Origin of the sequence: Kitasatospora sp. NPDC058032 (assembly GCF_042885845.1) — a bacterium.
Lineage (GTDB): Bacteria > Actinomycetota > Actinomycetes > Streptomycetales > Streptomycetaceae > Kitasatospora.
On sequence record NZ_JBHVRK010000009.1, the window covers coordinates 213,585 to 238,756 of the forward strand.

Here is a 25,172-nt window from a genome sequence, read left to right on the forward strand (position 1 = left end):
CGGTACGCGACCGGGGCGGCCCGGGGAACACGGCGGGCGGCGGCGGGTCAGGCCGGGCCGTGCGGGTCCCGGGAGAGGCGGACGTCGACGCTGTGCTCGGAGCGGACCAGCCGCAGCATGGGGCAGCGGGCGTCCGCGGTGGCCAGCAGGTCCGCCAGGGCCTGCGGCGAGGCCCGGCCCCGCAGCTCGACCTCGGCCGTCAGGTCGTACGGCACGGCGGGTGCCTCGGTCGGCACGCCGAAGAACCGGGCGTCGTTGTTGCGAGCGTTCACCCGGACCTCCACCCGGTCCAGCGGGAGGTCCTCCAGGGCCGCGACGCACAGGATGGTGTGGGTCAGGCAGGTGCTGACCACCGCGCAGAACAGGTCCGGCGAGGTCGGGCCGAGGCCGAAGCCGCCGATGTCGGGCCCGCCGTCACCGATGAAGGACCAGTCCCCCACCCTGACCTTGCGGACCCCGGTCGCGTCGTCGGCCACGCAGACCGCGCCGACCTCCTCGTCCCAGTCGGAGCTCTTCGGTCGCCGCCGGGCGGCGTCGCGCATGGCCGCGCCCTTGTCGCGCAGGTGCTCGGCCAGGCCCGGCCCGGGGACCGCGGGTATGTGCGTCATGGACCGTAGCGTACGGGCCGCAGTCCCCTCCCGGGGCCTTGACGGCCGCATTCACCGGGGTGGTCGCCATGACGGGTCGGCAGCTGACGACGGGACGGGCCGGGCAGGGGGAGGCTCCTGGGGGCCTCCCCCGCCCGGCCGTCGGGGCGTTCCTAGCGGGTGCCCGGCTCCTCGGAGTCGGTGTCGTAGGACGAGGTGCCCTCGTCCAGCAGCGGCTCCTGGGTCTTGAGGTGCGCGGGGGCCAGCGCCCGCAGCACGTGGTAGCCGGTGATGACGACCAGGGTGCCGAGCGCGATGCCGCTGAGGCTGAAGGTGTCGCTGAACTTCAGGGTGACGTTGCCGATGCCGATGATGATGCCTGCGGCGGCCGGCACCAGGTTCAGCGGGTTGCGCAGGTCCACCTTGGACTTGATCCAGATCTGCGCGCCGAGCAGGCCGATCATGCCGTACAGGATGACGGTGATGCCGCCGAGCACCCCGCCGGGGATCGCGGCCACCACGGCGCCGAACTTGGGGCAGATGCCGAACAGCAGAGCGAAGCAGGCGGCGGCCCAGTAGGCGGCGGTGGAGTAGACGCGGGTGGCGGCCATGACGCCGATGTTCTCGGAGTAGGTGGTGTTCGGCGGGCCGCCGAGGGCGGTGGACAGCATGGAGCCGACGCCGTCCGCGGAGATCGCGGTGCCGAGCTTGTCGTCCAGGTTGTCGCCGGTCATCTCCCCCACGGCCTTGACGTGGCCGGCGTTCTCCGCGACCAGCGCGATCACCACGGGCAGGGCCACCAGGATCGCGGACCACTGGAAGGAGGGGCCGTGGAAGGTGGGCAGGCCGATCCAGTCCGCCTTGCCGACGCCCGACAGGTCCAGCCGCCAGTGGTCGGTGAGCTGTCCGCTCCCGTCCACCGAGTGGATCTTCCCGAAGACCTGGTCGAACAGCCAGGAGATGCCGTACCCGAAGAGCAGGCCGAGGAAGATCGCCACCCGCGACCAGAAGCCGCGCAGGGCCACCACGGCCAGTCCGGTGAACAGCATCACCAGCAGCGCCGTCCACTGGTCCTGCGGCCAGTAGGTCGAGGCGGTGACGGGCGCGAGGTTGAAGCCGATCAGCATGACGACGGCGCCGGTGACGATCGGCGGCATCGCGGCGTGGATGATCCGCGCGCCGAAGCGCTGGACCGCCACGCCCACCAGGAACAGCGCCGCACCCACCACGAACACGGCGCCGGTGACGGTCGCGCTGGTGCCGCCCTGGGCCCGGATCACCGCGGCGACGCCGACGAAGGAGAGCGAGCAGCCGAGGTAGCTGGGCACCCGGCCGCGGGTGGCCAGCAGGAAGATGACGGTCGAGACACCGGACATCATGATCGCCAGGTTGGGGTCGAGCCCCATCAGCACGGGCGCCACGAAGCTCGCGCCGAACATGGCCACCACGTGCTGGGCGCCGAGCCCTGCCGTCCGGGGCCAGGAGAGCCGTTCGTCGGGGCGGACGACCGCTCCCGGTGCGGGCGTACGCCCGTCACCGTGCAGCTTCCAGCGCACGCCGAGATCCATGTGGGGGTTCGCTTTCTCTGTACTTCCGGGGGTCCTTCCGCACCATTCTCCTGGTCACCCGGCCTTTCGCCCGCCACCGCCCCCCTGCTGGACCGTGCGCTCGGCACGGTGGGGGCCGGCCGGTCAGCGGCCCGGCAGGGGGAAGGAGGCGCGGGTGCGCCACACCGTGCCGTCGTGGACGACGAGTTCGACCGAGGACACCCGGGCGGTCACCGGGAGCAGCGCGGCGACCTCGGCCTCGGCCCGGGCCAGGACGTGCTCGTCCTCGTGGTGGGCGACGGTCAGGTGCGGGACGACGTCGGCGAAGCGGCCGCCGAAGGGCGGGGCCTCCGGCCAGCGGGCGGCGATCGCCTCGGTGAGGCGGCGCAGTCGGCCGTCGGGTTCGGGGGCGAGGTACAGGATCCCGGGGAAGCGGCCGCACGAGGCGAAGCGCACCTCGAAGGCGGGGTGGCCGTCGAGCACGGCGGCGACGGCGGCGCAGACGGGGCCGTCGACCCGGGCCTCCGGCAGGAACGGGAACAGCACCGTGACGTGGGCCGGGACGCCGGCCCGCGCGGACGGGTCGAAGCGCTCGCGCCAGGAGCGGACGGCGGCCTCGGCCTCCGGGATCCTGACGATCAGTCCGGTGCCGCCGGGCCTGGACGGGTCGGTGTCGGCGGCGTCGGTCATGGGCGGGCTCCTGGTGGGGTGGCGGGCCGGCGGGCGTGGAGGAGGGCGGCGTCGAGCGGGAGGGGGCTGTGGGCGAGCAGGTCCAGGCCGGCGGCGGCGAGGAGGGCGCCGTAGTGGTCGGCGGTGCGCTCACGGCCGCCGACGTTGCAGAGCATGTGGAGGTCCCAGGCGGTGGCGAGCGACGGGGAGCCGTCGGCGGGCAGGAGGCGTTCGAGGACGAGCAGGTCGGCGTGGGCGGGCATCGCGCGGGCACAGTGGCGCAGGATCGCGCGGCAGCGTCGGTCGTCCCAGTCGTGCAGCACCCGGGAGAGGAGGTAGACGTCGCCGCCCTCGGGGACGTCGGCGAAGTCGCCGGCGCGGTACTCGCAGCGGTCGGCGCAGCCGGCCTCGGCCATGGTGCGGCGGGCGGCCTCGACGGCGTGCGGGCGTTCCAGCAGGATGCCGCGCAGTCGCGGGTGGGCGGCGAGGACACGGGCGAGGAGTTCGCCGTTGCCGCCGGCGACGTCGACGACGGTGGCGCCGGCCGGCAACCGGGCGGCGGCGGTGAGGGCCGGGTGGGCGGGGACGGGGTCGAACATCCGGGCGCTCGCCGCCATGGAGCGGTCGAAGAGCTCGGCGAGTTCGGGATCGCGGGCGAAGTGGTCGAAGTGGTTCTCGCCGTAGAGGTGGTCGAAGGCGGGCTCGCCGGTGCGCACGGCGTGGTCGAGGGCGCCGAAGGAGCGGTAGAAGGGTCCGCCGTACATCAGGGCCAGCGGGCGCATCGAGCCCGGGGCGTCCTCGCGCAGCAGTGCGCCGACGGCGGTGAGGCGGTGGCCGTCGTCCTCGGGGGTGACGACGCCGAGCATGGCGAGGTAGCGCAGCAGGGTGGCCAGGGCGCGGGGGTGGGTGCCGGTGCGGTGGGCGAGGGTCGCCGGGTCGACGGGGGCGGCCGGGTGCGGGGCCTCGTCCGGGCGAAGGGCCTCGTCCGGTTCCAGGGCCTCGGGCAGGCGCAGGCGGGCGGCGACGGCGAGCGCCTGGGTGGTCCACGCGCCGGTCAGCAGGCGCAGCAGGGTCTCGGCGGGCGGCCTGGGGGCCGGGGCGGCCAGGTGGGCGGCGAGGGCGGCGCGGTGGTCGCCCGGCGCGTACAGCTCCAGGCGGCGGTAGCCGGCCCGGGAGTCGGCGGGGGCGGTGAAGTAGAGGACGGTGCCGTCCTCGTGGGGGTTGTGGCCGCCGCCGTCGGGGGTGGCGCCGTGGTCGGCGAGCAGGGCGCAGAGGCCGCGCAGCAGCACCGGCTCCGGGTCCGGCAGCTCGAAGGCGAGGTGGGCCTCGTGCTGGTGGGTCCGTTCGTGGTCGGCGAGTGGCCGGAGTCCGGAGCCGGGCGGCACCGGCAGCGCGAACACCTCGACGGTGCGGGGCGTCGGGCCGGTGCCGGGCACGGGGACGCGCCGGATGGTGACGTCGAGCGCGGCTGCCGGGTGGTGGTGGCGGTCGGCCAGCCGCTCGCGGACGACGGTGCTGGGGCCCGGCAGGACGTCGGCGGGCAGGCCGCAGGCGGCCAGGTCCGCGCGCAGCGCCGCCGGGTCGGGCGGGAAGACCAGCAGGGCGGCGTGCACGAAGCGCAGGTGGCGGGTGAGGGAGCGCAGTGCGGTGGTGTCGAGGCCGGGCAGCAGCAGCGGCAGGAGGGTGGCGGTGTCATGGCGGCGGACGAAGTCGGCGGTCGCGTGCAGGCGGGAGGTGTCGTCCTCGGTGGTCATGGCGGTACGTCCTCGGTGCGTGGATCAGTGGTGTCCGCGGATCGGCGGTGTCCGTGGATCAGCGGTGTCGGAGACGGTCAGAGGCCGACGTAGTTCTCGGCGAACCAGTCCTGCTGGGCGCGCGAGGTGCGCAGGGCCGACAGGCGGGCGCGGCGCAGTCCCTCGTCGAAGGAGGACGGGCCGCCGTGCGGGGTGGGCACGGCGTGCAGCAGCCGGACCATCCAGTGCGAGAACTCCTGGGCGCGCCAGATGTACTCCAGGCAGCGGGCCGAGTAGCCGGCCAGCGCGCGGCCGTCGCCGTGGCCGAGTTCGTCGACCAGGGCGGCGGCCAGCAGTTCCGCCTCCAGGACGGCGAGGTTGGCGCCCTTGGCGGCCGAGGGGGTGATCAGGCTCGCGGCGTCGCCCGCGAGCAGCAGCGCGCCGTGGCGCAGCGGTTCGACGACGTCGCACTCCAGGTCGACGACGCTGCGCTGGACGATGCTCCCCCGGTGCAGCGGGCCGTGCTTGGCCGAGCGCATCCGTTCGTCGAGTTCGTGCCAGATCCGGTCCTCGGACCAGGCGTCGGGCGGGGTGCCGCGCTCGCACTGCAGGTAGTAGCGGGTGATCTGCGCGGTGCGGGCCATGTGGCCGGCGAAGCCGCGCTCGTGCACGGCGTAGCCGACGGCGTCCAGGCTGGGGGGTGCCTCGGCGAGCAGGCCGAGCCAGGACAGGCCGTGGTCGTGGTGGTGGACGACGGCGCCGGGCGGCAGTGAGCGGCGGGCGGCGCCGTGCCGGCCGTCGCAGCCGGCGACGTAGCGGGCCCGCCAGCGCACGGGGCGCCCGTCCGGGCCGCTCGCCTCGACGACCGGGCGTTCGCCGTCGGTGTCCAGCACCCGGTGGGCCTCGGTGCCGAAGTGCAGCCGGCCGCCGGCGTCCTGGTAGGAGGCGAGGAGGTCGGCGACGAGGTGCTGTTGCGGGTAGACGGTGTGGCGCTCACCGCGGCCCAGGTGGGCGTAGTCGAGCCGGAAGCGGCCGTCGGCGGTACGGAACTCGCAGCCGGCGTGGGCTTGGCCACGGCGGTGCAGGCCGTCGGCGAGGCCGTGGCGGTCCAGGACGCGGACGGTGTGCGCGGCGAGGAAGCCGGCCCGGGCGCGGGCGTGCAGGTGGGCGCGGTCGGAGCGTTCCAGGACGACGCAGTCGAGGCCGGCCCGGTGCAGCAGGTTGCCGAGGACGAGGCCGGCCGGGCCTGCGCCGAGGATCACCACGTCAGCCGATTCCTCGTCCATGTGCACTCCCCCGTTGATGTTCTGACGATCAGTCACACAACCTCAATGGTAACGACCGGCGGATACGGAAATCGGCACAAATCACTCTCAGGAGTGAGAGGAGGCCCGTCGGCCTGACGGCACCGGCCGGTGCCGGGCCCCGCAGGGTCCGGCACCGGCCGGCGTGCGCGGGATCGTCAGAGGTTGTAGACGATGCAGCCCGCGGCCATGGCCGCCGCCTTCTGCTGCCAGGTGTAGCCGTAGTTGCGGGACGCCCAGGCTCCCCGCCCGCAGAGGATCACGAAGGGCCTGACCCACGTCCAGGCCCGGCGCACCCAGCCCCACCCCCACTGGCCGTCGAGGTCGAAGTGGGTGTTCGGGTCCTGGAGCACGTAGTCGTAGGCGGTGGCGTTGCCGCCCGGGACCGGGTCGGTGGTCAGGAACCGGCCGAGCGTCGGGTCGTACAGCCGCACGCCCATGAGCACGGCCCCGGTGGGCGTCTCGGCCGAGCGCTGCTGGGAGCCGAGCCAGCCGTACCGCAGCGGGGCGGTGCCGGGCGCGCGGTTGCCGTACTCGTCGTAGGTCACCGCGACCGGCGCCCGGCCCGGGTCGAGCGGCAGGACGGCCACGATGTCGCCGTGCAGGTTGGCGAGTTGGAGCTGCACCCCGCCGGTCTTCGCGGTGGTGGCGCCCAGACCGCCGGCGGGCGTGGCGACCTGGCGGGTGAGCTCGCCGGTGGCGGTGTCCTCGACGGTCCAGCTGGGGCTGTCGCAGGCGCACCCGTAGTGGTTGATCCGGCTGCGCGAGGGGGTCCAGCCGGTGCCGGGGTTGGTCTCGGCGGTCCAGGCCCGCAGGCGCAGCGCCGGGTCCAGCGTCCAGGTCTGCCGGTCGGTGGCGGTGCCCTGCTGGCGGACGAGGTCGTTGGCGTAGTAGGAGGTGGTGGCGCCGGGCTGGGCCGTGGTCCGGCCGAACGCGTCGTAGCCGTAGCCGGGGTCGGTCAGCCGGTCGGCGGTGTCGTAGCCGTGCTGCTCCGGGGTGCCGCCGGACGCGGCGCAGTCGGCGCCGGGCGCGGCGTTGACGGAGCTGCGGGCGGTGCGGTTGGTGTTGCGGTCGAAGGTGTAGGTCCGGGTGGTGCAGACGCCGTCGGCGGCCGAGGTGGTGCGGGTGAGGCGCCCGACGGTGTCGTAGCCGAAGACCTGCTGGGAGGCCGAGGCGAAGGTGGCGGTGTGGGTGGCCCACTGGCCGTGCACGGTGGTGCTGATCCCGTCGCCGAGGACGGTCGTGCCGTCGCTGTCGCGGGTGTAGGTGCGGCTGACGGGGGTGCCGGTCGGGCTGGTGGTCTGGCGCATGGTGTAGCCGCCGGGGAGTCCGGTGCTGACCACGGTGCCGTCCGCGTCGTAGCGGGCGGTGAAGATGCCGGCCACCGAGTCGCCGACCGCGGTGGCCAGGCCGCGCGGTTCGACGGCGGTGTCGTAGGTGTAGCTGAGGGTGGAGGGCGCGGAGTCGGACACGAGGACCGGCCGGTCGAGCCGGTCGTAGCGGGTCGTGGTGGTGGCCCCGTCGGCGTCGGTGTAGGCGATGGGGCGCCCGAGGCGGTCGTAGGCGGTGGTGATGGCGCCGGTGCCGGCGGCGGCCGTGCTGACCGGGCGGCCGGTGGCGGCGTCGTAGCCGGTGGTCACGACCGGGACCGGCTGGCCCGGGCCGGTGACGGTGGAGCTGGTGCGGCGGCCGGCGGCGTCGTAGCCGGTGGCCGTGGTCCGCTGGACGCCGTTGGCGGTCTCGACGGTGCTCGTGGTCTGGCCCCAGCGGTCGTACTCGACGGTGCGGCGGGGCAGTTGGGCGGGGTTGGCGCCGCCTCCGGTGATGTCGGCGGCGGGTCCGACGGAGCAGACCTGGTCCGCCCACTCGGGCCGGGCGGCGCAGGGGCCGCTGCCGTCGGCGGTGTAGTAGGAGGTGGTCGTGGTGCCCGCGTCGGTGCCGGTGGAGGCGGGCAGGCCGGTGCTGGTCACCCGGCCCTGGGCGTCGTAGCCGGTGGTGGTGGTGAGCCGGGCCCCGTCGGGGTCCTGGACGCTCGTGGTGGGCCGGCCCTTGGCCCAGTCGTAGCCGGTGGCCGTGGTGCGGGCATCGGCGAGCAGGGCGGTGTCGATGCGGGGCTGTCCGCCGACGGTCTCCTTGGTGACCTGGTCGCGGACGGTGGCACTGCCGTCGGTGGGCCGGCCGCCGTCGTACTCCTTCACCGTCCGCTGCCGCAGCGGCAGTTGGGTTCCGGCTTCGGCGACGACGGCCGTCCCGGCGGTCAGTTTCCGTTCCAGCGTGGCGTAGTGGAGGGGGCCGAGGACCTCCAGCTCGCGGTTGCCGTCGGCGCTGTAGGTCGTCGTGGTGGAGAGCAGATCGGCCCGTTCGGCGCTGCCGAGGGCGGCGATCCCGAGGGCGGCCAGGGTCGCGCGGTCCTGGTCGGTGGCGCCCAGGGCCAGTGCGCGGTTGGCGGCGCTCAGCTGCCGGACGGTGTTGCCGGCCGCGTCGTGGTCGGTGGCGGTGACGGCCCCGCCGGGCCGGACGGTGTCGGTCTCCAGGCCGGAGGCGTCCAGGTAGTGCACGTCGGCGCGGCCGTAGCCGTTCGCGGGGAGCTGCGCCCCGGTGCCGGCGGCGGGTGTCTGGTCGGGCGGGAAGACGGCGGTCGCGTCGGTGGGGGTCTCCCGCTGGCCCCAGGAGGCGGTGGCGGCGCGGCCCAGGTCGTAGGGGGCGCCGGTGCCGGTGACCGGCACGTCGTAGACCAGGGTCGTGGTGGCGGTGCCGTCGACCTGGTCGGCGGAGCCGGGGGCCAGGGTCGGGCGCGAGGCGGTGAGCAGCATGCCGTCACCGGCGGCCGGCGAGTTGCCGGCCCGCCCGTAGGCGAAGGTCCAGGGGAGCTCGCCGGGCGGGGTGAGGCCGGTGACGCGGCCCGCCGTGTCGTAGGTGTACGCGGTCTTCAGCGCGGGGGTGATCCTGGGGTCCCAGGTCTCCCGGAGCCGGCCGTTCGTGTCGTAGGCGTAGCGGCTGACGTCGACGGCGGTGGCGGCGCTCGCGCCGGGTTCGGTGGACCACAGGCGGATCGCGCTGACCTGGCCCGCGACGTCCCCGAGGGCGGCGGCGGTCGCGGTGGTGGCGGGGGCGTAGACGAACTCCAGCACGCGGCAGCCGCGGACGGCCGGGTCGGCCGCGCAGACGGAGGAGGCGACCGCGCTGGTCGGACCGACCACCCGCTGCGGCCGGGTGAGGACCCGTCCGTCGGGGCCGGTGACGTTCTGGGAGACGATCGTGCTGGTGCTGTTGTCGAGCCCCCGGGTGGAGGAGCGGGTGAGCGTCCAGGCGGTGGCGGCGGGGTCGGTCCGGGCGAACTCGGCGGTGTCGCCGTTGCTGTCCGTCAGGGTGAAGCCGGCGGCGAAGGAGCCGGTCAGGGTGAGGTTGGCGGCGCCGGGTTCGGGGACCCAGCCGGTGGCCGTCCCGTCGGCGGTGAAGCGCAGCGCCGTGCCGTCGGTGCGCCGGACGTCCAGCGAGGTGTCCGAGGTGCGGCCGATCGCGGTGTAGCCGGAGTCCTTGCGGCCGGTGGCGGTGCCGGAGAGCCATTCCTTGCCGAAGATCGCGGCCTGGCCCGCCTGGGCCGCGCCCTCCTGGGGGGCACGGGAGGAGGCGGTGCGGGTGACGGCCGTGCCGAAGAAGGAGGCGTCGGTGCGGCTGAGGCCGTAGCCGCCGGTCAGCAGGTTGACGGTGCCGGGGCCGACGGCCGCGGTGGCGGCGTTGTCGGCGGTGCGGTCGACGATCGCCTTGAGCGGGTCGCTGGAGCCGGTGGCGCCGCCCGGGCCGGTGAAGTCGGCCTTCAGCTGCACCGCGCCGTCGGGGCTGACGGTGGTGGCGGCGTCCCAGGCGAGTTCCGGGCTGCGGCCGGCGGCGAGCGCGACCGGCCAGCCGGTGAGCGGGGTGCCGGCGGCGCTGACGTGGCCGGGCGGGACGGGCGCCCAGGCGTCGGCGTCCGAGCGCCGCCAGGAGAAGGTCACGGCGTCGAAGCGCGCGGCGTCGGCCTCGGCCTGGAGCGGCAGCCGGGCTGCGGTGCGCCGGCTGTCGGAGGGCCTGGCGATGCCGCCGGCGCCGGCGTGGAACTCGTAGGACAGCGCCTCGGAGCGGTTGTCGGCCCGGTCCACACTGCGCACCCGGAGGGTGTTGGTGCCGCCGTGGGTCGGCGTGGCCAGCAGGCTGACGGGCGCGTTGGTGCCGCCGGTGGCGATGCGGTTCCAGGTGCTGCCGTCCAGGGTCCACTCCAGCCAGCGGTGGTCCGCCGACGGGGGTGTGACCACGAAGGTGCCGCTCTGGCCGACGCCCTTGACCCAGGCGGCCGAGGGGTAGTCGGCGGAGGTCACGGCGGTCGGCGCGGAGGGCGCGGCGGTGTCCACCGTGAAGGTGCGCCAGGGCGACCAGGCGAGGTTGTAGTGGGTGCCGTCGTAGGGGTTGGTGCGGAAGCGGTAGGTCCGGCCGTCCTGGAGCAGGCCCGCCGGGACGGTCACGGACACCGGTTCCCCGCTGGCGCCCCACGGGGACACCAGGTAGCCGCCGACCGGCTGGTCGGTGGCCGCGTCGACGATCTGGAAGGTGCCGTTGATCCGGTCGTTGTTGGAGTCGGCGAAGGTGTCGCGCAGGACGGGGGTCAGGGTGTTGACGGTGTAGGCGCCGTCGTCCGCGAAGAAGGGCGGGCCGGCCTGCTGGTCGGTGCCGGTGCGGGGGCGGTAGTTGAAGGTGACCGCCAGCTTGGGGATCTGGCTCGCGGCGGCGTTCCCGGAGTAGAACTTCTTCCACCCCGCGGTGTCGGCCTCGTTGGCGGCGCGCAGGCCCAGGCCCTGGCGGCCCACCGTGGCCTGGCCCGCCCAGTACTGGAGCAGCGAGGTGACGTCGGCGTTGACGTAGGCGCCGTTGGCGCAGTTCTGGCCGCGGGTCTCGGTGGACGTCGCGAACTTCTGCAGCCAGGCCGGCTGGTTGGTCCAGCGGCTGGCGGTCGTCGCGTTGTTGGTGTCCCAGACCTCCCAGGCGGCGGGCTTGGTGCAGTCCCAGGAGTGGAAGTTGTAGAGCGACAGGGTGGCCTTGGAGACCAGGGCGTCCTTGATGGGCGCCATGTCCCAGCTGATGAAGGAGCGGGCGATGCGGGGTTTGGTCTTCGGGACGTCCGCCCAGTCGCCCGGCCAGCCGATCTTCAGGTCGGTGGCGCTGGACGCGTCGGTCGTCTCGCCCTGCTGGACCCAGGTGTCGAACACGTCGGACAGCACGGTGTCCGAGGGGTCGACCGTCACGGGGTAGCGGGTCGCCGGGTCGGCGAGGAACGCGGCGTCCGGGCTGAGGTGCAGTTCGACGGTGTCGCCGGAGCGGGTGACCTCGAGGCCCACCGGTGCCCGGCGGGTGTGCTCACCGGACTTCGGGTCGACGGTGGCGTCCCACATGACCGGGGCGGGCATCGTGGAGAGTGCGCGCCCGGTGGCGGACTCGACGAACGTCACGCCGCCGTCCTCGTTCCGGCGCGCGTCGATCCCCGGGGCCTTGAGCGGCAGGGTGTAGTCGGCGGGGCCGGTGGGGCGCCGCTTGAGGATCACGGACTGCTCGTAACCGGTGCGGGTGGCGTCGATGACGAGGTCCGCGTCGGGCAGGACGTCCTGGTAGGTGGCCCGGGCACCGTCCAGGCGGGGTTCGGGCAGGCCGCCGCGCCACTGCACCGCGACGCCCCGGCCGCCGGCGCTGAGGGTGAGCAGGTCCTCGGCCGGGGTGGCGGCGGCCTCGGCGAAGGAGCCGGCCCGCCGAGCGCTCGGCGCCCCGGCCAGGGCGAGCCCGCGCGGGTGGGCCTTGGAGGCGACGGAGCCGTCGGGGCGCTTGGCGAAACTGACGTCGACGTCGGCCCAGCCGCCGTCCGGGCGGCGCATCCGCACCGGGCCGGCCGCGACCTCCAGGGTCAGGGTGCCGTCGGGGTTGGCCCAGGTCGTCGCCGTCTCGGTGCGTTCGGTGGGCACCTCCACCGGCTTGCCGGTGAGCCGGGCCGCGAGCCGGGCGGAGGCCCGGTCGCGGGCCGGCTGCTGGGCCGCGGCGGGCTTGCGGTCGGCGGACGGGGGCTCGGGCTCCGGCCGGGCCGAGGCGGGCTGCACTCCGAGCAGCAGTCCGCCCAGCAGGGCGGCGGAGAGGGTGGCCGCCGTCCAGCGGCCTCGTGGTGCGCGGGTACGGGTGCGGCTGCGGGAGCCGGGCGGGCCTCCCGCAGCGGGTGGGAACCATGACACAGGCACACTCCAGGGGTGATCGCCGGAACGGGACACTGTCCTTGGGTACGCACGTGCTCTCGGGCGGCGGCCCGCGCCGCGGTTCCGCGCTCGGCGGATGCGGTGGCCCGTACGGTGACGTGGTGCCGTGGCGTGGTGCGGGGTGCCTGGTGCGGGGGCCTGGTGCGGGGGTGGACGCGGGGCCGCGCTGCTACGGCCGCCCGGATCGGGCGGCAATGTACATGACTATGTCATGCGGGGGCGTAGCACCGGCCGTGGCCGCGTCCACGGCCGATTCCCGCCGACGAACGGCCGGTTCCGCCCTCCCCGGGCGGAGGGCTCCGGGCGGCTACCAGGCGGGGTCGTCCAGCACCTCGACGACGGCCGCCGCCAGCGAGATGCCGGCGCCGTTGCCGAGGAGCAGGACGTGGTCGCCCGGGCCGACCGCGCCGGTGTCCACCAGGTGGGCCAGCGACAGGAACTGGTCGCAGGCGCCCAGATGGCCGAGCGTGCGCCCGAGGTCGAGCATGCCGCGCCCGGGGTCGATGCCCAGCGGGCGCAGCAGGCCCTCCAGGTAGCGGGGGTGGCCGGTGAAGACATGGGCGACCCGGGTGATGTCCGCCGCGGTGACGCCCGCCTCCTCCATCGCCCGGCGGGCGAGGTCGGTACGGGCCTGCGTGAGGTCGCGGGCCATGCTCAGGCGCAGGTCACGGTCGGTCACCCGGTCCGCGTAGGCGCCCATCCGCAGGCCCATGGGGATCCTGGTGCCGCCCGCCGGGCTCGGCGGGAACAGGTCCTCCGTCCCCCGGTAGACCCGCTCCCAGGAGGAGAGCGAGGACTGGGCGACGGAGCGGATCCGCAGCGGTCCCGCGGCGGCGGACAGCAGCACGGCGCAGCCCGCGTCGCCGAGGATCGAGCCGCGGCCGGCGCCGAAGCCGTGGGCGTAGGTGAACCGGTCGATGCCCGGGGCGCCGAAGTTGTCGGCCGCCGTGACCAGGACGGCGGACCGCTGCGGGGCGTGGACCAGGTGGCCGTGGGCCAGCCGGGCGGCGTCCAGCATCGCGGTGCAGCCCTGGTCCAGGCCGATCGCCGGCGCCGTGCCGCCGAGCACGTGGTGCTGCAGGTAGTGGGCGGCGTACCAGCCGTCCGGGCCCTGGTGGTAGGTGCCGGCGTGCAGCACCAGCCGGACGTCCTCGGCCCGCAGGCCGGAGCGCTTGAGGGCGAGCCGGGCGGCCTCGGCGGCGAGTTCCGGCGCCGGGGTGTCGTCGGCGACCGACACGCTCGTCCAGCCGTCGGCCAGGGCCTGTTCGGCGCCGGGCCGGCCGGCGGCGACCTCCTCGGTGAGCGGCCGGAGCCGGGGCAGGTGCGCGGCCAGGCCGGCGATGTACAGGTGGTCCGTCCTCATGAGGTGCTCCCCAGGCCGGTCAGCAGGTGGCAGACGAAGACGGCCGGCAGGTAGCCGGCCACCGCCGCGACGGGCCAGCGTGCCGCCCCGGTACGGGTGAAGCGGCGGGCGGCGAGCACGACGAGCACCGGCGGCAGCAGCGCCGACCAGCCCCAGCCGGCCGCTCCGCCCGACCAGGGGCGCAGCACCGCCAGGGAGACGGCGGCGGACCCGGCGGCGGAGCCGAGCGCCAGCGCGACCGTGGTCCGCAGGCCGAACACCCGGACGTAGCTGCGCTCGTGCGGGCCCGGCGTGCGCACGATCTTGCGGGCCAGTTCGTGGTGGGTGGCCGCCAGCATGATCACCGCGAGCAGCGGGAGCACGTGGCGGGCCTCCCGCCCGAGGGTGCCGGGGTCCGCGCCGGTGTCGTGCAGGAACACGGCGTAGAGGTAGAGGTTGAGCAGGATCTGCACCGGGGAGCTCAGCAGCACGCCGGTGACCATCGCGTCGCCGCGCGGCCACCCGAGCCGCAGCTCGGCCCCCACCAGCAGGGCGGTGTAGCCGAACTGGGCGGCGAGCAGGAGCAGGGCGGGGCGGTCGCCGGCGTTGAGCAGGAGCAGCAGCGCGGCTCCGGCGGCGGCGAGCGCGTACAGGTCGCGGGGCAGGACGGCGCCGCGGGCCAGCGGACGGGACGGGTTGTGGCTCCGGTCGTAGGGCAGGTCGCGCAGGTCGTCGGCGGCGCGCAGCAGGAGCAGGTCGACCAGGACGGTGAGGGCGGCCGTCGCCGTGCCCCACCCGGGCCGCCAGTGGGTGACGCGTTCGTCGGCGGCGGCGAACAGGCCGGTGGCGCCCAGCGCCCAGGCGGCGGCGAACAGCAGGGAGAGCGGCAGCGGGAAGCTGCCGCGGACGAACGCGGCGAGCCGGGCGGCGAGCGGGGCCGGTGCGGCGGGCGAGGTGGGCGAGGTGGAGGGGGCCGGGAGGGTGGGCCGGTGGGTCATGCCGGCCGCCCCGCGGCGGGTGCGGCGGCGCTCCAGCGGACCGGAAGCCGCCAGACGCCGTTGATGAACATCGTCCGACGCCACTCCAACTCCTCCTCCGGGACGGCGAGTTCCAGATCGTCGAAGCGGCGGAGCAGCGCGCCGACGCCGATCCGCAGTTCGGCGCGGGCGAGTTCGGCCCCGAGGCAGAGGTGGCGGCCGTGGCCGAAGGCGAGGTGGGCGGCGACGTCCGGGCGGTCGGGGTCGAACGCGTCCGGGTCGGCGAAGACCCCCGGGTCGCGGTTGGCGGCGTCGGTGAGCGGGACGACGATCCGCCCGGCCGCCACCGGGCAGCCGCCCAGCTCGGCGTCCTCGGTCACCAGGTGGGGCGCGCCGCCGGTGTTGTTGAGGGAGGTGAAGCGGAGCATCTCCTCGACCGCGGCCGGGATCCGCTCGGGCCGCTCGCGCAGGGTCCTGACCAGCGCGGGGTGGCGCAGGAGCAGCAGGACGCACATGCCGAAGGAGTTGCCGGTGGTCTCGTAGCCGGCCATCAGCATCCCGGAGCCGAGGGCCACCACCTCGCGGTCGGACAGCCGTTGACCGGGGTCGTCGTCGGCGCGCAGGGCGAGCCTGGTGAGCAGGTCGTCGGCCGGGGTGCCGGCCGCGGCGGCGCGCCGCTTGTCCGCGACGAGGGCGGTGAAGTAGTCGTCCATCCGGGCCTGGGTGGCGGCGACCTCCTCGCGGGCGTGGCCGGAGGTGGACATCAGGACGTCGACCTCCGCGCGCAGCATCGCGCCGTCGTCGAGCGGGACACCGAGCACCTCGCAGATGACCTGCATCGGGAAGGGCACGGTGAAGCCGCCGACCAGGTCGGCCTCGCCGGAGGGGGCGCCGCCGGTCAGTTCGTCGAGCAGGTGCTCGGCGAGGGCCTCCAGGCGGGGGCGCAGCAGCCGGACCCGGCGCGCGGTGAAGGCGGGCAGGATCGCTCGGCGGCGGCGGGTGTGGTCGGGCGCGTCGGCGGTGGCCAGCAGGACGGACTCGGTCTTGCGGGCGAACAGCGGGCGGGCCAGCTCGGTGTAGCCGGCGCGGCTGAAGCGGTCGTCGCCGAGCACGGCGGTGACGTCCTCGTGACGGGTGACCAGCAGGGCGGGCTGCCCGCTGGACAGCTGGACGGGGTGCGGGGTGCCGGTGCGCCGCAGGCCGTGGTAGGCGTCGGGCGGGCGGACGTCGCCGGCGGGCGGGAACGGGAAGCGGGCCGGGTCGGTCATGGCGTCTCGCCCTTCTCGGTGCTGACGGTGGGGCCGGCCGGTTCGGCGAGCTGGTCGACCGGCTGCTCGGCGGGCTGCTCCGCGGCCGGTTCGGCGGGCTGTTCGGCCGGTGGGAGCAGGCGCACGGTCCCGGCGGTGCCGTCGATCTCGATCCAGGCGCCGTCCGGGATCGCGGTGGTGGCCTGCGGGACGGCGACCACGGTGGGCACGCCCAGCAGCCGGCCGGTGATCGCGGTGTGCGACAGCAGGGTGCCGCGCTCGACGACCATGCCGGCGGCGGACATCATCAGGAACAGCCAGCCGGGGTCGGTCTCCCGGGCGACCAGGATGCGCCCGGTGGCGAGGTCGGGGTCGGTGGACGGGTCGAGCACCACCGCCGCCCGGCCCCGGACCACGCCGCCGCTGGAGCCGATCCCGCGCAGCAGGCCGTCGCCGACGGCCCCGGCCGCGTCCACCGCCACGGCGTGCGGCAGGGCCCGGGCGAGCGGCAGGCCGGCCGGGGTGCCCAGCAGGGCGGGCCGCTGCGGGTTGCCGGCCCACTCCTCGCGCTGGGCGCGGCGCAGCGCCACCAGGGCGCGCAGGTCGCGGACCGTCCCGGTGCCGTCGAAGGCGCCGATGACCTCCTCGACGGTCAGATCGGCGACGTCGAGCCGGTCGTCCAGGACGCCGGTGCGGGCGAGTTCCGCGCCGAGCCGCCACATCACCTCCCGGGAGAGGCCGAACAGCTGGGTGCGGCAGAACCGGGTGTCCTCGCGGATCCGGGCGAGGTCCCGGGCGAGCGAGGTGAGGCCGAGCAGGACGGCGCGCTGCGCCGGGTTGGGGCACACCTCGCGCAGCCGCTCGCGGGCGCGCCGGGCGGCGGCCTGCTCGTCGGCGCGGTTGGCGGCCACGGTCGCCCCCTGGCGCACCAGCGGGCGGATCAGGGCGAGCACGGTCCACGGGCGCTGGCGGGGGGTGGGCTCCTCCAGCTTGAGGTCGTGCAGCGCGCGGTCGCCGTAGCGGGCGAGGTAGCCCCGGGCGGCGTCGGCGACGGCCACCCCGTGGCGGCCGGAGACGATCTGCTGCCAGAGCTGCTCGGGGTCGGCCGCGTCGTCGAGCACGGCGGCGCGCAACTCGGGGACGCCGCCCACGAGTTCGGCCAGAGCCATGGCCGCGCGGACGGCCTCCAGGGAACGGTTCTCCCGCCCGCCGCCCATCAGTCCGACCAGGACCTGCGGGCCCTCGCCGGTCCAGCGGCGCAGCAGGGTGCCGCCCGCGCCGAGCACCACGAGGGCGAGGAAGGCGTTGACCAGGGTGACGCCCCAGCGCTCGCCGGCGCGTTCCCACAGCCGGCGGTAGAAGGCGATCAGCTCTTCGGGCGAGTCGCCGACGGTCTCCGCCTCCGCCATCTGCCGGTCCCACCACCGCAGGAAGCCCTTCACCTGCCAGGGGTGCGCGACGCTGCGCCAGGCGAGGCGCGGCAGCGCGCGGGCGACCGCCGGGGCGGCCCAGCGGCGCTCGGCGCGGGCCGGGCCGGTGATGCCCATCGCCTGTTCCCAGCCCTTGCGCACCAGTTCGAACATCGGCATCTGCCCGTGCAGGGCCTGCCAGTCGTCCAGCCGGTAGTAGACCTGGCCCTCCAGGTAGCCGACCATCCGGGCGAGGCGGTGCGCGTTGTCCCGCACCCAGGTGTCGGGCACGCCCATCCGCCGGTAGAGGTCGGCGAAGGAGCGGCGGTAGAACTCGCGGGACTGGGAGTAGGTGAGGGCGCCCGAGACGCCGGGGAAGCTCTCGGTGATGTTGTGGTTGCCCCAGTAGACCCGGGCGGGCTCCTCGGCGGGGGCGTCGGGCTCCTCGGCCCGGGCGGCGGGCGCGGCGTCGACGGGGGCGGCCGGGGCGGTGACCATCGGGCGGGCCTGGAGCAGGTGGACGGTGCCGTCCTCGGTGAGGGCGCCCTCGATGTCCTGCGGGACGCCGAAGAGCTCCTCCACCCGCGCGGCCAACTCCCCCACCGCGCGCACCTGGTCGTCGTCGAGGACCGGCACGTCCGCCAGCTCCCCGGCGACCGGCAGCAGGACCGGCGTACCGGAGGCGGCGCCCTCGGGCAGGCCCATCGACCACCGCTTGTGCACGGTCCGGGCGCTCACCGCGCCGGTGGCCGGCTCCTGGAAGAAGTGGTCGATGTCCGCCTTCTCCTGGACGACGCCCTCGCCGATGCCGTACGCGGCCGCGACCACCCGGCGCGCCGAGCCGTCCCGGGGGTCACGGGTGAACGCGACGAACGACCGGGTGCCGAGCACCATCCGCTGCACGCCGACCGCGACCCGGGCCCGGCGCGGGTCGAGTCCGCGCAGGATGCGGTAGCGGACCGCCTGGGCGTTGAAGGCCGAGGCCCAGCAGCGCACCACGGCGTCGGCCAGGCCGTCCTCGTCGACGTAGAGGAAGCTGTCGCTCATGCCCGCGAACGGGTCGACGGCGCTGTCCTCCCCCATCTCCTCGTCCGGGCGGCCGGCCGGCGAGGCGGCGTCCGGCGGGTCGGCGTGCGGCGAGCCGGCGGGCACGACGCAGGCCCGGACCGCGACCAGGCCCTCCGGCCCGGCGATCGCGGCGAACTCCTTGCGGACCCGCTCGGCGAGCGCCGGGGGCAGGGCCGAGGAGGCCAGCGCTTCGCGGGCCGCCGCGCACCAGGCCTCGACGGCGTCCCGCGCGGCGCCGTCGGCCGGCAGCGGCGGCAGCGCGGGGCGCAGCGCGTCCAGGGCCCGGTCGAAGGCGGCGGCGGGCAGGCAGAAGAACTCCGGCACCCGGAACCCGGCCTGCCGCAGCAGCTCCTGACGGGCGAACTTGTGACCCACCCGCGCGGCGTCGGCCAGCGCGGCGCCGTCGGCCGCCGCGGTCACCACGAGCTCAGTCATCCGACCCACCGCTCCATTCCGCGCCGCCCCAGCCGTCCAGGTGCAGCACACTGTCGACGGACCGGCGCGGCGCCGGTCCGAATCCGTCCCCCACCACGTGCGCGGTGGGGATCAGTGCCCCCTGGCGCACGCCGTCCGGCAGTCCGAGGATGTCGGCGACCTCCCGCTCCGCGTCCAGGTGCACCGTGGTCCACGTCGTGCCGAGGCCGCGGGCGCGCGCGGCGAGCATGTAGCTCCAGGCGGCCGGCAGCAGCGAGCCCCACACGCCCGCCTGGTTGCCCTCGGGCAGCGGCCGGCCGCCGAGGTCCAGGCAGGGGATCACCAGGACCGGCACCTCGTGCAGGTGCTCGGCCAGGTGCCGGCCGCCGGTCAGCATCCGGTCGGTCACCCCGACCCCGGACGTGCCGGCGGAGGCCGACGGCGGGTAGCGGACCTCGAAGACCCGCCGGTAGACCTCCGCGACGCGCTTGCGCAGGTCGTCGTCGGCCACCACCAGCCAGTGCCAGCGCTGGGTGTTGCCGCCGTTGGGCGCCTGCAGCGCGATCTCCACGCAGGCGCGCACCAGGTCGAGGTCCACCGGGCGCGTCGGGTCCAGGCGCAGGCGCACCGAGCGGGTGGTCGTCAGCAGTTCGTCCGGGGTCGCCGGCAGCCGGACCCGCGCCGGGCGGGCGGGCGCGCTCACCACAGCCCCGGCACGAGGCGGGCGTGGCCGTCCGCGTAGGCGCGGTAGCCGGGGATGTGCGCCAGCATCCGCTCCTCGGTGCGGATCCGGAAGGTGATCGCGGCGCAGAGCGCGACCAGCAGGACGGCGCTCAGCGGGTTCAGGAAGAACGCGACGAAGCCGAGGTGCGCCGACAGCATCCCGGCGTAGGCGGGGTGGCGGATGAAGCGGTAGACGCCCCAGGTGACCACCTGGTGGTCGCTCTGGCGGGTGACGTGGTGGGAGTAGAACCGGCCCAGGGTGTGGATCGCGACCTGGCGCAGCACGACTCCGCCGACGAACACCGCCGCCGGGACCAGCAGCAGCGGCGACCAGTCGTCCCAGGGCAGCGGGCCGAGCACGGCCGCGGAGACCGTCGCGATCCGGGCCGCCGCGTAGAGCAGCAGGGTCGCCGACTCGCGCGGCGCGGCGCCGGAGCTGCGGAAGGTCACCGGGATCTCGACCGCCAGCCAGCCCAGGTAGCAGGCGGCCAGCACGGCCGCGACCAGGTCCACCGGGTCGCCCGCGTGCCGCAGGTGGACCACCAGACCGGTGCCGACCGCGAGGACCGCGAGCACGAACAGCAGTCGCGGCGCGCGCACCGCCCAGGGCGATCCCGCGCCGCCCGCCATCGGTTCCACCGTACTCATCGGGCCGCCCTCCGCTTCAGATAACCGGCACGGCTGAGGGTCTGGACACCGATCTCCAGGCGTCCGTGCCGTTCGCCGCTCTCCACGTCCACCACCACGAACCGGAACACCGACCGCAGGCCGCGCGCCGGTACGAACTCCCACCACAGCTCCAGCGGCACCGTCGCCGGCAGGCCGGTCGGCAGGTCCCCCTCCAGCGACAGCCAGAGCATCTGCGCGTCGGCGTCCCGGCCGTGGGCCGTGTGGCCCAGCAGTGTCGCCAGTTGCCGGGCCGACTCGATCAGCGCGGCCGGGGTGTGCGCCCCGGCGCCCGCCAGCCGGTGTCCCGGCGGGGGCACCAGCACGGCCGCCCGTTCGACCCGCGCCGGCCCGCCCACCAGCACGTTCTCCGGCCGCCGGCGGTGGACCAGGGTCTGGTCCGCGGGCGCGCCGCCCTCCCGGCCGGGGCCGGCGAGCAGGGCCCGGACGGCCCCGGCCGGGACGACCGGCCCGCCGCCTTCGAGCGCGACCGAGGCCCGGCAGACGGTCGCCCCGTCCTGCACGGCCAGCAGTCGCCACGCCGGTCCGTCGTCGGCCGCGGCGGGCTCGCTGTGCAGCCAGACCGGCCGGCCCAGCTCACACATCCGGTCGAAGGTCAGCGACAGCCGCATCCGCCCGTCGGCCGCGCCCGCCCGCCGCGGTGCCAGCGCCCGGACCTCGTCCAGGATCGCGGCCACCAGCACCATCCCGGGCACATGGTCGAGCGGGTGGTCGAAGAAGCACCGGTCCCGCTCGTCCACCGCCACCGGGACGGCCTCCTCCGGGCGCGCCCGGGGGCCGATTTGGTTTCCCGATGCTTCATCAGGACTCGATCTTGAACCCTTGTGCCGCACGTTTCTTGACGGCTCGTCCGTTTCTGACGTGACGTCAGTTCTGAATGATTTGCCTGATACCAACGATGTCACGAGGACCGAGGTAACCATCGATCACCGAACCGGACAACCCGGACGTCACAACACCGGCAAGTCCCGACCCGACCTGCCGGAAACACGCCCTTCGGTGGCCAAAAACCCATCGCGCCGCCCTCCCGGCGGTGCCCGGGGGACGGCTCAGGACGACGGGTCGGCCGGGCCCGCCGCCCTGTCCTGCGCGTGCGCGTGTGCGCACCGGAGCGCGGCGAGGTCGTCGGCGTGGCGGCCGAGGCGGCGGCGGGCGCCGGGGGCTGCGGTCAGGCGGTGGCCTCCGCCGCGGCGCGGCCGGCCGCGCGACCGGAGAACAGGCAGCCCCCGAGGAAGGTGCCTTCCAGCGCGTTGTAGCCGTGGACGCCGCCGCCGCCGAACCCGGCGGCCTCACCGACCGCGTAGAGCCCCGGCACCGGCGTGCCGTCGGCGCCGAGCGCGCGGGAGGCCAGGTCGGTCTGGATGCCGCCGAGCGTCTTGCGGGTGAGCACATGCAGCTTGACGCCGATCAGCGGGCCCGCGGCCCGGTCGAGCAGCCGGTGCGGCGCGGCGGTGCGGCCGAGCCGGTCGCCGAGGTAGCGGCGGGAGTTGTGGATCCCCTGGATCTGGGCGTCCTTGCCGAAGGGGTTGGCCAACTGCCGGTCCCGGGCCTCGATCTGACGGCGCATCGTCGTCGCGTCCAGCAGCGGGCTCTCGGTCAGCGCGTTCATCCTCGCGACCAGGTCCTCCAGCGTCGCGGCGGTGACGAAGTCCTCGCCGTGCCGTTTGAACGCCTCGACCGGGGCGGGCGCGCCCTTGCTCAGCAGGCGCTCGCGCACGAAGGCCGTGCGGTCGCCGGCGGTGATGTCGGGGTTCTGTTCGGAGCCGGAGAGGGCGAACTCCTTCTCGATGATCTTCTGGGTGAGCACGAACCAGGAGTGGTCGTGCCCGGCCAGTTCGGGGTCGGTGCGCAGGTGGCGCAGGGTGCCCAGGGTGTCGTAGCCGGGCAGGCAGGGCTCGGGCAGCCGGCGGCCCAGCGCGTCGAACCACATCGAGGAGGGGCCGGGCAGGATCCGGATGCCGTGGCCGGGCCAGACGGGGTCCCAGTTGTGCAGGCCCTCGGTGTAGTGCCACATCCGGTCGCTGTTGACCAGGCGCGCCCCGGCCTCGGCGGTGATGGCGAGCATCCGGCCGTCCACGTAGGCGGGGACGCCGGTGACCATGTGCCGGGGCGGGGCGCCCAGCCGGGCGGGCCAGTGGGCGCGGACCAGGTCGTGGTTGGCGCCGATACCGCCGGCGGCCACCACGACGGCCTGGGCGGTGAGTTCGAAGTCGCGGACCTCGTCACGGTTGGAGGCCGCGCCGCGCACCGAGTCGTCGTCGGCCAGGACACGACCGCGCACACCGGTCACCGCGCCGTCGGTGACGACGAGTGCGTCGACCCGATGGCGGTGGCGGAAGGTCAGCAGCCCGTCGGCGGCGGCCTGCCGGGCGTAGCGGGCGAAGGGCTCGACGACGCCGGTCCCGGTGCCCCAGGCGACATGGAAGCGGGGGACGGAGTTGCCGTGCCCGTCGGCGCGCAGGTCGCCGCGTTCGGCCCAGCCGACCGTGGGCAGGAAGCGCAGCCCGTGTCCGGCCAGCCAGGAACGCTTCTCGCCGGCCGCGAACTCGACGTACGCCCGGGCCCAGCGCACCGCCCAGCTGTCCTCGTCCTCCTGGCGGTCGAACCGCGCACTGCCCTGCCAGTCGCTCCAGGCGAGCTCGAAGGAGTCCTTGACGCGCATCCGGCGCTGTTCGGGCGAGTCCACCAGGAACAGTCCGCCGAACGACCACCAGGCCTGGCCACCGAGGTTGGCGGCGTTCTCCTGGTCGACCAGGATCACCCGGCGTCCCCGGGAGGTGAGTTCGTGGGCGGCGGTGAGTCCGGCCAGGCCGGCTCCGACGATGATGACGTCCGTGTCCATGGGTGTCCTCGGGGAAGTGCCGTCACGGGCCCGCTCGGGGGGCGGGGCGGTGGGCGCGGGTGGTGAGGGAGGGTGGTGAGGGGGCGGCGCACCGCCGAAGGAGGGCTGCTGCGGCGTGCGGTCAGCCCGCCGGGCGGTCGCGGCCCCCCGGGGCGTTCAGCAGCACGTCGGCGAGCCGGCGGATGTCGTCGGCCATGTCGATCCGGGGGTCGAGCAGCCACTGGAGTTGCAGGCCGTCCGTCGCGGCGATCAGGATCCGGGCCGCCCAGGCGGCTTCGGCCGCGCGGTCCGCGTCCACGGCGCCCGCCCGCTCGTCGGGGACCGGTCCGTCCGGGGCCGGCCCGGCGGAGGCCTGCGCGACGAGCTGCTCGGCGAACCGCCGGCGGTAGCGGTCGTAGCGCTCCCCGAAGTAGTCGTGGGCCGGGTGGTCCGGCTCGGCGGCGGCCGCGGCGAGGTCCACGAAGAGCTTGACCAGACCGGGGGTCGACGCGTTGGCCGCCAGGACCTGCAGGAAGTCGCCCGCGCTGCGGGCCTCGAACGCGCCGAACCGCTCCTCCGCGGCGGCGTCGCGGGCGGCGAGCACGGCCGTGAGCAGGGCCTCCCGGCCGCCGAAGTGGTGCAGGACCCCGGCATCGGTCATCCCGACCCGCTGGGCGATGTCGCGCACCGACACCTTGCGGCTGCCCGCCTCGGCGTAGGCGGCGAGCGCGGCCTCGATGATCTGCTGCCGCTTCGAGGAGGTTTTGGCGTAAGGGCCTCTCGGCTTGGTCATGAGCGGAGTCTACGAGGCACCCGGAGCGCCGGGAACCCCAAAACCTTGAGTTTCTAAGTTTTTGTGGGACGGCCCGGCACGGCCCTGCCGGGAAGGACCCGACGGGGCCAACCGCCGTACGCCGAAAGGCCAACACGCGGGGCGGTGCCTCCCTAGGCTGAGACGACTCCACACGTGGCGTCGATTCCTGATTCCCCGTCCGCCCGAACGCAAAGGAACCGCACCATGCGCACCACTCCCCTCCTCCGGGTCGCCGCGGTGGCGCTGGCCGCGACGGCCTCGACCGTCGCCGTGACGCCCGCCCGGGCCGCCGCTCCCCCGCTGAGCACCCCCACGGCGATAGCCCACCTCGACCTCGCCCGGGGCCAGCAGCCGGAGAACATCACCGTGCTGCCGAACGGCAACACCGTCGTGACCTTCGCCTTCTCCCGTCAGCTGGCCGAGATCGACCGCCACGGCGCCGTCCGCGTCCTCGCCACCCTGCCCGCCCCGGCCCCGGGTTCGGCCACCCCGGCCCTGACGGCCCCGTTCCTCGGCGGCGTCGTGCGCGCGGACGACGGCGTCCTCTCCTTCATCTACGCGACCGGGACCGCCGACCTCACCGGCATCTGGCGGCTCGCCCCCGGCGGCACCCCCGAGCGCGTCACCGCCCTGCCCGCCGACGCCCTGCCCAACGGCCTCGCCCGGGACGGGCGCACCGGTTTCCTGTACGCCGCGGACTCCGTCCTCGGCACCGTCTGGCGGATCCCCCCGGGCGGGGGCACCGCCGTCCGGTGGGCCACCGGCACCGCCCTGCAGCCGAACGGCTTCCTCGGCGCCAACGGCATCAAGATCCACGACCACGCCGCCTGGGTCTCCAACCTCGACAACGGAACCCTGCTGCGCATCCCGATCCGGGGCGACGGCACCGCCGACCCGGCCCGGGTCGTCGCCACCGGTCTGCCCAGCATCGACGACTTCGCCTTCACCGGCCGCGGCGACCAGATCCTGGCCGCCCTCAACGGCAGCAGCGAGATCGCGCTGATCGCCGGCGACGGCACCCACACCATCGTGCTCGACCACTCGGACGGCCTGCAGAACCCCACCTCCCTCGCCGTCCGCGGCGACCGCGTCTGGATCGCGGACGCCGCGTACGTCACCCAGCAGGACCCGAACCTCCTGACCGCCCGCCTGGGCCGGACCACGGCCGACGGTCCGTCCACCCGAAACCCTTCACGAAACAACCCCCGAACACCCCCGTCAGGTCCTTGACCGGCGGGGGTCGTTAGTATGTGTCCGCACGCAAGGCCCCGGCAGAGCCCTGCCGCCCCCGTGGCACCGCCCGTGACCCTCGACTCCGGGCGTACCACGAGGTTCACCGAACCGGGGCCTTCGAGCAGCGAGGTGACGGCACACCGACCGGAGCGGGTGCGGCCGCGGCCCGGGTACCCGGGCCCCGCCGACCGGTGGACCACTCCCCTTCAACCCGGCTTCCCCGGGGGTTCGAATCCTTCGTGTACCCCTGGAACCGGAAGGCCCGCGCCGCCCCTCCCCCGGCGCGGTCCGTTCCCGTCCGCATCCGCCAACGAACGTCAGCCCAGGTACC

The 25,172-nt window shown here is 75.4% G+C and carries 16 protein-coding genes; 1 reads left to right on the plus strand and 15 read right to left on the minus strand.

Annotation, left to right across the window (positions count from 1 at the left end):
* Positions 1 to 47: 47 nt before the first annotated feature.
* The 15 genes from ACFVUH_RS17525 to ACFVUH_RS17595 form a co-directional block, all read right to left on the minus strand.
* A complete protein-coding gene (locus ACFVUH_RS17525) occupies positions 48 to 608 on the minus strand; it encodes an OsmC family protein (RefSeq protein ID WP_387914122.1) in 561 nt (186 codons plus the stop codon).
* A 152-nt stretch (positions 609 to 760) separates the two neighbouring features.
* Entirely contained in the window at positions 761 to 2,155 is a 1,395-nt protein-coding gene (locus tag ACFVUH_RS17530) for a solute carrier family 23 protein (RefSeq protein ID WP_355359776.1), read from the minus strand.
* 123 nt (positions 2,156 to 2,278) lie between these two features.
* Complete coding sequence (locus ACFVUH_RS17535; RefSeq protein WP_387914124.1) at positions 2,279 to 2,824, minus strand: 2'-5' RNA ligase family protein; 546 nt, start codon at positions 2,822 to 2,824, stop codon at positions 2,279 to 2,281.
* A complete protein-coding gene (locus ACFVUH_RS17540; protein ID WP_387914126.1) occupies positions 2,821 to 4,557 on the minus strand; it encodes a methyltransferase in 1,737 nt (578 codons plus the stop codon). Before ACFVUH_RS17540 ends, ACFVUH_RS17535 begins: the two co-directional genes overlap by 4 nt.
* A gap of 77 nt (positions 4,558 to 4,634) precedes the next feature.
* A complete protein-coding gene (locus tag ACFVUH_RS17545) occupies positions 4,635 to 5,801 on the minus strand; it encodes a 4-hydroxybenzoate 3-monooxygenase (protein WP_387914190.1) in 1,167 nt (388 codons plus the stop codon).
* Between the two features lie 197 nt (positions 5,802 to 5,998).
* Complete coding sequence (locus tag ACFVUH_RS17550) at positions 5,999 to 12,085, minus strand: DNRLRE domain-containing protein (protein ID WP_387914127.1); 6,087 nt, start codon at positions 12,083 to 12,085, stop codon at positions 5,999 to 6,001.
* A 328-nt stretch (positions 12,086 to 12,413) separates the two neighbouring features.
* Positions 12,414 to 13,469: a ketoacyl-ACP synthase III family protein gene (locus ACFVUH_RS17555; protein WP_387914129.1), complete on the minus strand. Its 1,056-nt coding sequence runs from the start codon at positions 13,467 to 13,469 to the stop codon at positions 12,414 to 12,416.
* Positions 13,466 to 14,446, minus strand: coding sequence for a hypothetical protein (locus ACFVUH_RS17560; protein WP_387914131.1), 981 nt, complete (start codon positions 14,444 to 14,446; stop codon positions 13,466 to 13,468). The genes ACFVUH_RS17555 and ACFVUH_RS17560 overlap by 4 nt, the downstream gene beginning before the upstream one ends.
* A complete protein-coding gene (locus tag ACFVUH_RS17565) occupies positions 14,443 to 15,693 on the minus strand; it encodes a cytochrome P450 (RefSeq protein ID WP_387914132.1) in 1,251 nt (416 codons plus the stop codon). The genes ACFVUH_RS17560 and ACFVUH_RS17565 overlap by 4 nt, the downstream gene beginning before the upstream one ends.
* On the minus strand, positions 15,690 to 18,584 hold the full coding sequence (locus ACFVUH_RS17570; protein WP_387914133.1) for a PEP/pyruvate-binding domain-containing protein: 2,895 nt from the start codon (positions 18,582 to 18,584) through the stop codon (positions 15,690 to 15,692). Before ACFVUH_RS17570 ends, ACFVUH_RS17565 begins: the two co-directional genes overlap by 4 nt.
* Positions 18,577 to 19,266 carry a nitroreductase family protein gene (locus ACFVUH_RS17575; protein ID WP_387914135.1) on the minus strand — a complete coding sequence of 230 codons (690 nt, stop codon included), beginning with the start codon at positions 19,264 to 19,266 and terminating at the stop codon, positions 18,577 to 18,579. The genes ACFVUH_RS17570 and ACFVUH_RS17575 overlap by 8 nt, the downstream gene beginning before the upstream one ends.
* Positions 19,263 to 19,934, minus strand: coding sequence for an isoprenylcysteine carboxylmethyltransferase family protein (locus ACFVUH_RS17580; protein WP_355359746.1), 672 nt, complete (start codon positions 19,932 to 19,934; stop codon positions 19,263 to 19,265). The genes ACFVUH_RS17575 and ACFVUH_RS17580 overlap by 4 nt, the downstream gene beginning before the upstream one ends.
* Positions 19,931 to 20,719 (minus strand): AfsA-related hotdog domain-containing protein, encoded by a 789-nt coding sequence (locus ACFVUH_RS17585; RefSeq protein ID WP_387914137.1) that lies wholly within the window; start codon positions 20,717 to 20,719, stop codon positions 19,931 to 19,933. Before ACFVUH_RS17585 ends, ACFVUH_RS17580 begins: the two co-directional genes overlap by 4 nt.
* 422 nt (positions 20,720 to 21,141) lie before the next feature.
* The gene (locus ACFVUH_RS17590; RefSeq protein WP_387914139.1) at positions 21,142 to 22,815 is read right to left on the minus strand and encodes an FAD-binding dehydrogenase; all 1,674 of its coding nucleotides are present in this window, start codon (positions 22,813 to 22,815) and stop codon (positions 21,142 to 21,144) included.
* Positions 22,816 to 22,936: 121 nt separating this feature from the next.
* Complete coding sequence (locus ACFVUH_RS17595) at positions 22,937 to 23,587, minus strand: TetR family transcriptional regulator (RefSeq protein ID WP_387914141.1); 651 nt, start codon at positions 23,585 to 23,587, stop codon at positions 22,937 to 22,939.
* A 225-nt stretch (positions 23,588 to 23,812) separates the two neighbouring features.
* On the opposite strand from ACFVUH_RS17595, the gene ACFVUH_RS17600 reads away from it, so the two are divergent.
* Entirely contained in the window at positions 23,813 to 24,838 is a 1,026-nt protein-coding gene (locus tag ACFVUH_RS17600) for a hypothetical protein (RefSeq protein WP_387914142.1), read from the plus strand.
* Positions 24,839 to 25,172: the final 334 nt, after the last annotated feature.